Origin of the sequence: Methylomonas rapida, from assembly GCF_024360925.2 — a bacterium.
Lineage (GTDB): Bacteria > Pseudomonadota > Gammaproteobacteria > Methylococcales > Methylomonadaceae > Methylomonas > Methylomonas rapida.
On sequence record NZ_CP113517.1, the window covers coordinates 933,852 to 946,223 of the forward strand.

General features: G+C 53.0%; 8 protein-coding genes and 1 riboswitch. Of the genes, 7 read left to right on the plus strand and 1 reads right to left on the minus strand.

Annotated elements, in window-relative coordinates:
* The first annotated feature begins 205 nt into the window (after positions 1 to 205).
* From NM686_RS04475 to corA, 5 genes are all read left to right on the plus strand, one after another.
* Complete coding sequence (locus NM686_RS04475; protein ID WP_255186682.1) at positions 206 to 1,417, plus strand: TIGR04063 family PEP-CTERM/XrtA system glycosyltransferase; 1,212 nt, start codon at positions 206 to 208, stop codon at positions 1,415 to 1,417.
* A complete protein-coding gene (locus tag NM686_RS04480; protein ID WP_255186683.1) occupies positions 1,414 to 2,619 on the plus strand; it encodes a glycosyltransferase in 1,206 nt (401 codons plus the stop codon). The genes NM686_RS04475 and NM686_RS04480 overlap by 4 nt, the downstream gene beginning before the upstream one ends.
* Positions 2,616 to 3,971 carry a phenylacetate--CoA ligase family protein gene (locus tag NM686_RS04485; protein WP_255186684.1) on the plus strand — a complete coding sequence of 452 codons (1,356 nt, stop codon included), beginning with the start codon at positions 2,616 to 2,618 and terminating at the stop codon, positions 3,969 to 3,971. Before NM686_RS04480 ends, NM686_RS04485 begins: the two co-directional genes overlap by 4 nt.
* A gap of 136 nt (positions 3,972 to 4,107) precedes the next feature.
* Positions 4,108 to 5,508 carry a mannose-1-phosphate guanylyltransferase/mannose-6-phosphate isomerase gene (locus tag NM686_RS04490; RefSeq protein ID WP_255186685.1) on the plus strand — a complete coding sequence of 467 codons (1,401 nt, stop codon included), beginning with the start codon at positions 4,108 to 4,110 and terminating at the stop codon, positions 5,506 to 5,508.
* 273 nt (positions 5,509 to 5,781) lie between these two features.
* On the plus strand, positions 5,782 to 7,056 hold the full coding sequence (gene corA, locus NM686_RS04495; protein WP_255186686.1) for a magnesium/cobalt transporter CorA: 1,275 nt from the start codon (positions 5,782 to 5,784) through the stop codon (positions 7,054 to 7,056).
* 6 nt (positions 7,057 to 7,062) lie between these two features.
* Here corA and NM686_RS04500 read toward each other — a convergent pair whose 3' ends face one another.
* Positions 7,063 to 9,201, minus strand: a complete 2,139-nt coding sequence (locus tag NM686_RS04500) for a TonB-dependent receptor (protein ID WP_255186687.1) — start codon at positions 9,199 to 9,201, stop codon at positions 7,063 to 7,065.
* Between the two features lie 409 nt (positions 9,202 to 9,610).
* Positions 9,611 to 9,691: riboswitch (cyclic di-GMP riboswitch) on the plus strand.
* Positions 9,692 to 9,766: 75 nt separating this feature from the next.
* On the opposite strand from NM686_RS04500, the gene NM686_RS04505 reads away from it, so the two are divergent.
* Positions 9,767 to 10,654, plus strand: coding sequence for a hypothetical protein (locus NM686_RS04505; protein WP_255186688.1), 888 nt, complete (start codon positions 9,767 to 9,769; stop codon positions 10,652 to 10,654).
* A 401-nt stretch (positions 10,655 to 11,055) separates the two neighbouring features.
* A complete protein-coding gene (waaA, locus tag NM686_RS04510; RefSeq protein WP_255186689.1) occupies positions 11,056 to 12,321 on the plus strand; it encodes a lipid IV(A) 3-deoxy-D-manno-octulosonic acid transferase in 1,266 nt (421 codons plus the stop codon).
* Positions 12,322 to 12,372 lie beyond the last annotated feature (51 nt).

A 12,372-nucleotide genomic window follows, 5' to 3' on the forward strand; every position in this document is an offset into this window, starting at 1 on the left:
TGTTGAAGCATTCAGATTAAGTGATCCGGTCGTTGTTGGTTTTGAAAGTCACGTTCGCACTGGTTGCGGATGCCCTGGTATTTATTGATTCCCCATCTTTCCCGTAAGGCCTGGATGAAATTGACCGAGCCAAAACAGCCTTAAACCTTGTTGCCAATTTTCCAGCGATCGGCGATGCTAATAAAAACAAAATCATGATATTGCCATGAAAATCCTGCATATCCTCGACCATTCGATACCGCTGCATAGTGGTTACACCTTTCGTACCCGGGCCATTTTGGAGCAACAGCGGCAGTTAGGTTGGGAGACTTTTCATATCACGTCCGCCAAACATGTTGGAAGCCGGGCGGCGGAAGAAGTTGTCGATGGACTGACTTTTTATCGATCACCGAATCCCGAAGGCCTGTTCTCGAAATGGCCGGTTTTGAATCAATGGGCCATCGTGCAAACCTTGCGCCAGCGTCTCGATGAAATCATTCCTAAAATCCAGCCGGACATTCTGCATGCGCATTCGCCCGCGCTGAATGGTCTGGCTGCATTGCAAATGTCTAAAAAACATGGCATTCCATTGGTCTACGAATGCCGGGCGTTTTGGGAGGATGCCGCGGTCGATCACGGCACTACTCAAGAAGGCAGTTTGCGTTATCGGGTGACCAAGGCCTTGGAAACGCATATCTTCAAGCATGCCGATGCGGTTACCACGATTTGCGAAGGTTTGCGTAACGACATCATTGGCCGAGGCGTGGCGGCCGACAAAATCACCGTGATTCCCAATGCGGTCGATATCGATAAATTCACATTCGGCGAAAAAGCCGATCCCGAGTTGCTGCAACAATTGAATCTGGTTGACAATACCGTGTTGGGTTTCATCGGCTCGTTTTACGCCTACGAAGGTCTGTTGTTGCTGCTCGATGCCTTGCCTGAAATCATCAGAAATCAGCCGAATGTACGTTTATTGCTGGTTGGCGGCGGTCCGCAACAGCAAGCAATAAAACATAAGATCAAGGCGCTGGGTTTGCAGGATTTTGTTTTGTTGACGGGACGCATTCCGCACGATCAGGTACAGCGGTATTACAACTTGGTCGATATATTCGTCTATCCGCGCTTGTCGATGCGACTGACCGATCTGGTGACGCCTTTGAAACCGCTGGAAGCCATGGCGCAGGGACGGATTGTGGTGGCTTCCGATGTCGGCGGTCATCAGGAATTGATAAGAAACGGGGAAACCGGTTACCTATTTAAGGCGAGCGATCCTGATGCCTTGGCGCAAACCGTGCTAAAAGCGCTTGCGGATCAACACGGCTGGAACGAGATGCTGCGTAACGGCAGGCGTTACGTCGAGGATGAGCGCAACTGGCAGCGCAGTGTGGCTAATTACCAGTCTGTCTATGCGTACGCCAGTCAAGCGAAAAGATGAGCGAAAAAACGCCCAGAATCGTGGTTTTTTGTTCTCTGTATCCGAGTCAGGTCAGACCGAATGCGGGTGTGTTCATACGCGAACGCATGAGTCGGGTCGCGGAACATTGTCCATTGTTAGTGGTTTCGCCGGTGCCGTGGTTTCCCTTGCAAGGCTTGATTCGCTTGGTTAAGCCAGGCTACCGACCGCAACCTCGCCACTATGAAGAGCAAAATGGTATTTCCGTGTATTTTCCACGTTTTTTGGCGATACCGGGTTTGTTTCGTTCTCTGGATGGCTTCATGATGGCGCTTGCTTGTCTGCCATTGTTCCTCAAGTTAAAAAAAGAATTGGCTTACAATTTGATCGATGCGCATTTCGCCTATCCTGATGGTTATGCTGCAACCTGGTTGGGACGCTGGCTTGATGTGCCGGTGACGATCACTTTGCGGGGAACCGAAGTGCCGCTATCCAGAATAGCCGGACGCCGGAAGTGCTTATTGAAAGCACTACAGCGAGCAACCAAAGTATTTTCAGTTTCCGAGTCGTTGAAACGGCATGTGGTGGCTCTAGGCGCGCAATCTAAAAAAATCCAGGTAATCGGCAACGGCGTTGATAGGGAAAAATTCCGGGCAATCGATAAAACCAAGGCCCGCAAGCAATTGGGACTGCCCGAAGACGTGCCGGTGCTGATTTCGGTCGGTGGACTGGTGGACAGAAAAGGGTTTCATCGTGTAATTGAAATACTGCCCGGATTACTGGAAAAGTATCCAAGATTGGTTTATCTGATCGTTGGCGGGGCCAGTCCGGAGGGTGACAACCGGGCGCAACTGGAGCGTCAAGTCGAAGCGCTGGGGCTGACGCAATGCGTGCGTTTTCTGGGGGCGATGCCAAGCACTGAGCTATATGTGCCATTATCCGCGGCCGACGTGTTCGTGCTGGCGACCGCAAACGAAGGCTGGGCCAACGTGTTTTTGGAAGCGATGGCTTGTGGCTTGCCGGTCGTGACGACTGACGTTGGCGGTAATCGCGAGGTGGTAGCCGATTCCAGTTTGGGCACGATCGTGCCTTTTGGGGACTCCGCGGCCTTAGCTGCAGCTATCGGTGATGCCTTGGGTCGTACATGGGACAGGCAAGCGATCATTCGCTATGCCTCCGACAATGCCTGGGATAGACGCATCTCTCAGTTACGGGCGGAATTCAACTTGCTGGTAAATCAATGAACCTTTATACGTCTTTTTGCTCTGCCATTCTGTTTCCGCTACATGAGGCCCTGAAACAGCACAACACTGTAAAGATTCGTCGCGAGATGGAGCAGACTCAGTGGTTGAGCCCCGAGCAAATCAGACAATTGCAACTGAATAAGCTGAAAGCGTTCTTGACCGATGTACAAGGCCATGTGCCATATTATCGAAACTTGTTCGGGCAAAACGGATTCGATCCCGCGTCTGTCGAGAACCTGGAGCAATTGTCCGCCGTACCGTTATTGTCCAAGGCCGAGATCAGAGCGCATCTCGAAGATTTGAAGGCCGATGATGCCGTCGGGCTGGCTCGGTTCAATACCGGGGGTTCCAGCGGCGAACCTTTGATTTTTTATATTGGCCGGCAACGGGTCAGCCACGACGTGGCCGCCAAATGGCGAGCGACACGCTGGTGGAACGTCGATATCGGTGATCCCGAGGCGGTGATCTGGGGCTCGCCCATTGAGCTTGGCGCTCAGGATAAAATCCGGCTGCTGCGCGATAAATTGCTGCGCACCCACTTGATTCCGGCCTTCGAAATGTCGCCGGAAAAAATCGATGGTTTCATACGCGATATTCAAAGAATCCGGCCGAAAATGCTGTTCGGCTATCCGTCTGCCCTGGCGCATATCGCCAGCCATGCCGAGAAAAAAGGCATCATGCTGAACAATCTAGGCATCAAGGTGGCCTTTGTGACTTCGGAACGGCTCTACGAGCATCAGCGGGAAAAAATCCAGAACGTGTTCGCATGCCCGGTCGCCAACGGCTACGGCGGCCGCGATGCCGGCTTCATCGCCCATCAATGCCCGCAGGGTGGGATGCATATCACCGCGGAAGACATCATCGTCGAAATCGTCGATGCAGCAGGTCGAGTTTTGCCGGCTGGCGAGTTGGGCGAAATCGTCGTCACCCATCTGGCGACTCGCGATTTCCCGTTCATACGCTATCGTACGGGCGACATGGGGATTTTATCCGGCAAAACCTGTAGCTGTGGTCGCGGCTTGCCTTTACTTGAAGAAATACAGGGACGGACTACCGATTTCGTGGTCGCCCGGGACGGCACCGTGCTGCATGGTTTGGCGTTAATTTACGTGCTGCGCGACCTGGAAGGCGTCGATGCTTTCAAGATTACTCAGCACAGTTTGGATAAAACCGTGGTACAAGTGGTAAGAGCCGGCGGCTATCGCGAGGCCGAGGCTGAAAGCAGAATTATCGGTGAATTCAAGAAACGTTTAGGCGCCGATGTCGATATTCAAATCGAATACAGCGATGTTATTGCTAAGGAACGATCCGGCAAGTTCCGCTATGTCATCAGTCATGTGCATCCAGTTTGATTTCGGTCGCAATGTCAAGCCAGTAGCAAAGCCAAGTATGGCAGCGAAGTAAAGCCTGCCTTACCCTTTGCCTTCTCGTGAGCTTGAAGAGGCGATATTTTATCCAACAAATTTATTAGAAAAGGAAAACCTAATCATGATACCCGTCATACTTTCTGGAGGTTCCGGTACTCGGTTGTGGCCGCTGTCCCGTGGACAATATCCCAAACAATTCCTGCCGCTGGTTTCGGGGAAGACCATGATCCAGGAAACATTGTTGCGGTTGAACGGTGTGGCGGATTTGCAGCCGCCTATCGCCGTTTGCAACGAAGACCACCGGTTCATGATGGCCGAGCAATTGCGGGAAATCGGCATCAGGCCGTCGGCGATCATACTGGAACCCGTCGGCAAAAATACCGCGCCGGCCGTGGCGATGGCGGCTTTGAGCGCTTCGTCGGAAGACGATGTGCTGTTGATTTTGCCAGCAGACCATGTCATCGCCGATACGGTGGTTTTCCATGAGGCCATCAGACACGCCGCCGAGTTGGCGCAACAGGATTTGCTGGTAACCTTCGGCATCGTCGCAACGGCACCGGAGACAGGGTACGGCTACATCAAGGCAGCCGATAGTGCTATCGGCCAAGGTTTCAAGGTGGCGGCCTTCGTCGAGAAACCCGATGTGGAAACGGCTCAGCGCTATATCGACAGTGGTGATTATTTCTGGAACAGCGGGATGTTTGCCTTTAAAGCGGGTTGTTTTTTGCGCGAACTGGAAAAATTCAATCCACAAATGTTGGCTTCCTGCCGCCAAGCGTTGGCGGCAGCAAAAACCGATTTTGATTTCACTCGCCTCGATAAGGCAATATTCTCCAGCTGTCCTGCGGATTCCATCGACTACGCGGTGATGGAAAAAACCGACAAGGCGGCCGTGATACCAATGAATGCTGGCTGGAACGACGTCGGCTCGTGGTCGGCCTTGTGGGATGTCACCGGTAAAGATCAAGCCGGCAATGCCATCAAGGGCGATGTATTGGCCATCGATACGGTCAATTCCTATATTCATTCCAGCAGTAAACTGGTAGCCGTCGTCGGCGTCGAGAACTTGGTGGTCGTGGAAACCGATGATGCGGTGATGGTAGCGGCCAAGGACAAGGTTCAGGATGTCAAGCTGGTCGTCGATCAATTGAAAGCATTGAAGCGCGACGAAGCCCAAGTGCATCGCAAAGTTTATCGGCCATGGGGGCATTACGATTTGGTCGATAGCGGAGACAGGCATCATACCAAGCGCATCGTGGTCAAGCCCGGCGCCAAGCTGTCCTTGCAAAAACACCATCATCGCGCGGAGCACTGGGTGGTGGTGAAGGGTACGGCCTGGGTACACAAGGACGGTCAGGAGGTCATGGTCACCGAAAACGAGTCGATCTACATTCCGGTCGGTGCCATGCATAGCCTGGAAAATCCGGGTGTGATTCCGTTGGAAATGGTCGAGGTGCAATCCGGCAGTTATCTCGGCGAAGACGATATCGTACGTTATCAGGATAATTACGGCCGAGTCTGATGCCTTTGGTTCGTTCTCGCTTGGTGGTCGGCGGATCCGGGTTTACCTGCGTCGTGCAGGCCGGGTAACAGAAGAAAGTCGGTTATCATGATGTTGGGTAGTCGCTACACATAGCTTTTCACTTTGAAAAAGGGGATAGGGGGGATCGAAAAACGCCTCCAGTCCTCTTTAGCAAAAGTGATAATCAGCGTGTGATTCGGCACTAGCCGAATTGTGCGAAGTTATGCGTGAGCAAATTCTTGGTAACTGAAACCGCCTGTTCTGGAGTCTTGATTGTCATTGCATACCGTCAACGATTTGTTGAAAAAGCACCGCTTGGTCGAAAAAATGGTTCAAAATCAGGCGCAGCCGCGAAATAAGTTGGTCGCGGCGTTGGTGCAAAAACAGCATCTGGCGGAATTGCACGCTTTACTCGCGCGTTTGACGCCTATCGAAGTGGGTCAAATTTTATCGACCTTGGTTTTGGAAGACGCCGTGCTGGTTTGGGGGCAAGTCGAAGAAACGCGTCAGGATGATGTGTTGTGGGAAATTTCTGATACGCTTCGTGAACAGTTGGTCGGCGACCGGGAGCCTCACTGCGGTTTAGGTCAGATGTGCGCGTTTGAGCTGGTCGATGGTCGACTGGCCAAAGTGGCCATTACCTGCCGGCATGATTTGCAAGCGATCAATCCGATCTGGGTCGATCTGCTGGCGCCTACCAAGGCGCAGCGCGTACTGATTGGACAGCATTACGGCGTGGAATTGCCCGATCCGGAAGAGTTGACGGATCTGGAGGCGAGTGCCCGTTTTTACGTCGAGCAAAGGGAAATCCACATTCATTCCGATTTTTTGCTGGATAGGGAAGGCAAGTCTCGCAGCGTACCGGTCGCGTTCATACTACGGGGTGATATTTTATTTTCGGTACGCCGGGAGGAGTTGCCGGTCTTTCGGTTGCAGCGCTTGCGGGCACGCAGTCAGCCGGGCTTCGTCACCGACGCCAAGGACGTGTTGCTGGACCTTTACGGCGCCGAAGCCGAATATTCGGCCGATGCCCTGGAAAATATTTATACCGAGCTGGAGGCGGTCAGCAAGAAGGTTTTGAGTCAAAATGTCAGCGACGAAGATGCCGAACGGATTTTGGCAGACATCGCCGAAGAAGAAGATCTCAATGGTCGCATCCGCCGTAATATGCTGGATACTCAACGCGCGGTGTCATTTTTGATACGGCGTAAATTGCTTTCCACCACCCAGCTGGAAGATGCGCAGCAAATCCTGCGCGACATCGAGTCGTTGAACAGTCATACCGCGTTTTTGTTCGACAAGATCAATTTTTTGATGGACGCCACGGTCGGCTTCATCAATATCAATCAAAACAAAGTCATCAAAATCTTTTCCGTGGCCTCGGTCGCGATGTTGCCGCCCACCTTGATCGCCAGCATCTACGGCATGAATTTTCAACACATGCCGGAGCTGGAGTGGATGCTGGGCTATCCGTTTGCCTTGTCCCTGATGGCGTTTTCCATTTTGCTGCCCTATTTATATTTCAGGCGTAAAGGCTGGTTGAGATAACGCCGCCTAATAGCTGAGTCTAAAACCGATCTCGGCGCCTCTGGCCGCTTCCGGCGCGAAGTTGCGCTGATAAGACACCGCGTTGCGGATGTTTTGATCCAATAGGTTGTTGCCTTTGGCAAACACCATCAGTTTGGCGTCCTGATAAGCCTTGAGCTGATAATTGACCCCGACATTCAACAGGAAATAGCCGGCCGTCGAGGTTTCGAAGTCGCCAACATAGGTCTGGTCGTCGGCACGGGTAAAGCGCAAATAACTGGATAATTGCTCTTTGGTGTAGTCCAGTTGCAGGCCGTAACGCAGCGGCGGCATGCGCGGCACATCGCCGCCGGACTTGAATTCGCCCCTTGTGTAGTCGCTGAATAGCGTTAATTCCAACAGGCCGTGGCGATTTTCCATGACCGGGAAAATCAGTTTGGCTTCGTAGCCTTTGAAAATGGCGTTGGCCTGGCTGCTTTGCAGCACCGGCACGCAGTAACTGTCGTCGCAGTGTTCGCTGTGACCTTCTTCATCGAGGAATTCGCCGGTGCGGCGCTGGTAGATATAGTCGCTGGCCCAATTGTGGAATAGGTCCAGCTCCGCGCGCATCCAGTCGCTTTTGAAGCGGTAACCCAAATCGAGGTTGTAAGAGGTTTCTTCCTTTAACGAGGTGTCGCCGCGTTCCCAGCTGCGGGTGGCGTGGTGAAAGCCGTCGGACAATAACTCTTGTACCTGCGGCGCGCGCGACGAGCGGGTCACGGCCACATTCAAGCTGTTGCTGCCGTCGAGTTTCCATAAGGCCGACACCGAGGCGCTAACCGGCGTATAGCTGAAGCTTTGCATGCCGTCCGGGCGGATGTCGGTCTGTTCGACGCGGGTGCCGAATTGGTAGGTCACAGGGCCGGCGTCAAAAGATTCCACGGCAAACACGCCGTAACTCTGCACGTCCGAGCGCGGCACGATGTTTTCCACCAATGGGCCTTCATGTTCGCCATCGTGCTCGTCATGTTCATCATGATCTTCTTCCTCGTGCGCGTGATCATCCTCATGCTCATCGTGGTGGTGCGTGTGGTAATGCAGGCCTTGAAAATCGCTGGATTGCGCCTGAAAGCCGACCACGCCACGGAACGGCCCGATGTCTTGATGTTCGAGCTCGATGCGGCCTTCGTAGGTTTTATTGGTAAACAGCGCGCCCATTTCGCCATTGGCGATTTCGGTGTGCTGGTAATCGGTATAGCCCAGCCGGGTGCGTAGGGCTTTGGCGAATTTAAACGGGTTATCCAGTTCGCTCTTGAAATCGTATTTATTCTGCCGCATGGCGATTTGCACGATTTCTTCGCCGGTACCATCCGGGGCAATGCCGTAGTTGTTGTTGATGTTGTTGATGGACGCGCCGGCAAAGCCGAAATCATCGATCCAGGATAAACCGGCCGAGCCGCTGATGGCTTCGGCGCCGGTGTTCTCCAGATAACCTTCGGGATTGTCGACGATTTCCAGCGACGGATCGGTAATGGCCACTTTGGCGGTATCGATCGCCCGGCCGCCGATATCCAGATTGTCGCGATGGCGGTAAAAACCGTCCAGGTGGTAGGCCAGGTTGCCTTGGCCGCCGTCGATTCTCAGCGCAGTGCTGGTTTCGTCGCTGGTGGAGTCGAAACGCTGTTCCAACGCGCCGCCCAAGGCTTTATCGGGCATCTGGCCTGGAATGCGGCTATCGATGACATTCACCACGCCACCGATGGCGCCGCTTCCGTACAATAGCGTCGCCGGCCCGCGCAACACCTCGATACGGTCGGCCAATAGGGGCTCGACGCTGGTGGCATGGTCCGGGCTGATCGCGGACATGTCGTTGGCGCCGATGCCATTGTTCAGTACCCGTACGCGAGGCCCGGCCTGTCCACGAATCACCGGCGTACCGACACCGGGGCCGAACGACTGGCTGCTGATGCCCAGTTCGTTTTTAAGTGTCTCGCCGATGCTGTGGCCGGTTTTCATGCGCAACTCGTCGCCGCTCAAAACCGTTACCGGTGCGGCGCTTTCCGAGAGTTTCACTGCTAAAGGAGCCGTAACGATCACCGATTCCAGTTCCAGGTCTGGCGCAAGAGCTTGATCGGCGAGGATGGTGACGGGATGAAGTGATAGCAGAAAGACGGTAGCTCTTCTCATGGGAAGTGAAGCAAACAGTGATTGGGATGTTATATTGTAACACATTACTGTCTTTAGGTTAGGCATTATGTGTGTCGCCGAAAGTTTGGCTGTCAGTTTGTGTGGGATGTGGGTGGATGGCGCTGGTCTTCGTCACAAAGTGAGCGATTTCACACAATAAACTGAGTGGAATCACCTAATTCTGCCAAAAAGCCCGTTTGGTCGATGATTCTGATGCGGGGTATTCCAGGGTTTTCATGATTGGCATCGCTTTTGCTAAATTATGATTGCAGCTGACAGACATGGATTACAACGTTGTACGCCTGGACATCGTCGGGAGCTGGTAATCAGAATGAATAAAAGGTGCCCATCGTTTTTGTGCTGGCCTGATTGGGACGAGTTTAAGGCTGTGTCAAAAAATATTGGGGCTTTATGTTTTTGCCACCCCCGTCGTGAGGCGGGCTCGGAAAACCACGGATCTTGCGCCTAACAAGATGGCCGGGTTGCTCTCTCGGAGTTGAGAGGTGCGAGTGTGTTCGCCTGCTTGGGGATGCACGTTTAAACAAAAGTTAGGAAAGGAAAAATTATGACTAAAACAAAATTGGCATTGGCAATTGCGGGCGCGGTTCTTTCTGCAAGTGCTTCAACGGCTTCCGCGCATGTGATGTACAACACTTTCACGACAGTCGCTGCGACTCAGACCGACGGTTGGACGCGTGTTTACGATGGTACTGACGCTGATGCCGTCGCTACAGGCCCTGAAAGTCAAGGTAACAAAGGTTCGCTGGTGCCTTGGTTGGGTACTTCAGGTGGTGCGCTGCCTTTTGGCTACACTGGAAGCTCTCATCTGAACTGGGCGGCAACCATTCACGGCGCCGGAGATAGCCTGGAAGTATCTTCAGCCAATGCCTTGGAACATTATGGTTTTGCCGCGGAAATCGATACAGGTGGTGGTGCGTGGAATGATAATGGGACGGACAAGGATGGAAATCTAACAACGACCGGTCCAACTGGCTGGAAGCATCAAACGGATATAGGTTTAATTAAATCTCTGGTCACCCAAAACGTCACGTTGAATCTTTCAACGGTGAATGGCTTATTTAGCCGCTTTGGCGTCACGGTATTCGAAGGCATGGACACCAACACAGGCAACTATAGCCATCACGGCGCCTGGAATAATGCGTCGAATCCTTTCACTAAAGACAATCCATTCGGCACCACCGGTCTGACCAATATCGGTTACTCCGATAACGTCGATTCAATAAACGGATATACCTTTTTGGCGGAAGCCGGCAAAGTGTATTCGATCTACTTGGGTGGGGTTGGTTTCTCGCGCTGGAATTCCGGTGTTGATGGATATGCGTTAAGCATTACCTCTGCGCCGGTGCCGGTTCCGGGGGCCGTCTGGTTATTCGGTAGCGCGATCGCCGGTCTGGTCGGCTTCGGTCGTCGCAAAACAGCCGTTGCTGCATAAAATGTTTTAAAAGTCGCTGAAAATCCGTTGAGTTTTTCAGTGCAGGGAAATTTAGGATAGGTCAGGATGACTGCCACGGATGGCTTCTTTATTGATTTACTCGTTTAATTGGCACGCGAGAATCGCTTGGCCGCGCCAAGTGTTCGCGGATTTATTCCCCCTCCGTTAGTCCTGAGCAATCTTTGCTTTTTTCAAAGACTATTCGTAATGACATTTCTTCGGTATTAAGGCGGTCAAACGTCATTGCGGTCGGGTCACCAATACCCCCTAACCACCGTTATCCCTATTCGACTTGGCGGCAAAATTCAAGCAATCAGTCCCATTTGTGTCGCGTGATATGGCATGATTACACGCAAAATGGCCGTTGAGGTACTGTCGGCCCAGGCTTAAGTTACGAGAACATGCGACATATCTATACGTTAATTTTTTACTGTGCTTTGCCTTTTGTTTTGTTGCGGCTGTATTGGCGAGGCGTCAAGGCAGTGGATTATCGCCGGCGCTGGCGTGAGCGTCTGGGGTTTTATGCGTCAACGCCGGTAAGGAATGTGGTTTGGTTTCATTGCGTTTCGGTGGGAGAGGCCGAGGCCGCATTTTCGTTGATCGGTTTGCTGCAATCGGAGCATCCTGGTCAACGCTTTTTGGTCACGACTACGACCCCCACGGGTTCGGCTAGAGTACGCGCGGTTCTGGCGGATCGAGTTGAACATGTGTATCTGCCCTATGATTTGCCTGCGGTTCTAGTGCGTTTTTTTGCGCATTTTCGTCCCAAAATGGCTATCTTCATGGAAAAGGAAATCTGGCCCAATTTATTTGCGATGTGCGCCGAGCAGGAAGTTCCGCTGTTTGTGATCAATGCGCGTTTGTCGGCGCGTTCTGCGCCTGCTTATCAAAAGATCTCCTGGTTGATTAAGCCCGCCCTGGCGTGTGTTGATCAAATCGCCACGCAAACCGAAGAAGACAAGAGGCGATTCATCGAGATAGGCGCGATGCCTGAGCGGGTAACGGTGCTGGGCAACCTCAAGTTCGATCTGGCGATAGACGATAGCTTGCTTGCGGCTGGCCGGGCAATGCGACGGCAGCTTTTCGCTGGCCGCTTTGTCTGGATTGCGGCCAGTACCCATCACGGCGAGGAGTCGCTATTATTGCCGGTTTATCAACGGTTAAAGCAGCGTATTCCCGAGTTGCTGTTGCTGATTGCGCCAAGGCATCCGGAGCGGTTCCGGCAGGTAGAGCAATTATGCGCGGATCAGGGGCTTGATGCCGTAATGCGCAGTGAGTCGCTGCCTGTTTCCGAGGTTACCGATGTTTACATCGCCGATAGCATGGGCGAATTGAAAATGCTCTATGCGGCGGCCGATGTGGCCTTTGTGGGCGGTAGTCTGGTGCCTGTCGGAGGGCACAATGTGCTGGAGCCCGCCTTAGCCGGGGTGCCGATTTTGTTTGGCCCCGAGATGTTCAATTTCAAGGAGATTGCGCAACGTCTCTTGGCCGAACAAGGGGCTTTGCAATGTGACGAGCCGATGGTGCTTGCCGAGGCTGTCTTGCGGATAAGGGGTGATGAGGATTTTAGAAACAAAATGGCCGCCAAGGCCAAGGCTTTTGTGTTGCGCAATCAAGGCGCCACGCGGCGAACAGCGGACATGCTGACGCAAGCCTTGCGGCGATGAGCGAAGTTGCCGCTGGTTTGCGGAAACTGGCGGTGTTTTTCGATATAATCC

What these genes read in the sequence shown, in the direction of transcription:
- NM686_RS04475 (WP_255186682.1), top strand. Translation starts at nt 206, where the DNA reads ATGAAAATCCTGCATATCCTCGACCATTCGATACCGCTGCATAGTGGT.
- NM686_RS04480 (WP_255186683.1), top strand. Translation starts at nt 1,414, where the DNA reads ATGAGCGAAAAAACGCCCAGAATCGTGGTTTTTTGTTCTCTGTATCCG.
- NM686_RS04485 (WP_255186684.1), top strand. Translation starts at nt 2,616, where the DNA reads ATGAACCTTTATACGTCTTTTTGCTCTGCCATTCTGTTTCCGCTACAT.
- NM686_RS04490 (WP_255186685.1), top strand. Translation starts at nt 4,108, where the DNA reads ATGATACCCGTCATACTTTCTGGAGGTTCCGGTACTCGGTTGTGGCCG.
- NM686_RS04500 (WP_255186687.1), bottom strand. Translation starts at nt 9,201, where the DNA reads ATGAGAAGAGCTACCGTCTTTCTGCTATCACTTCATCCCGTCACCATC.
- NM686_RS04505 (WP_255186688.1), top strand. Translation starts at nt 9,767, where the DNA reads ATGACTAAAACAAAATTGGCATTGGCAATTGCGGGCGCGGTTCTTTCT.
- waaA (WP_255186689.1), top strand. Translation starts at nt 11,056, where the DNA reads ATGCGACATATCTATACGTTAATTTTTTACTGTGCTTTGCCTTTTGTT.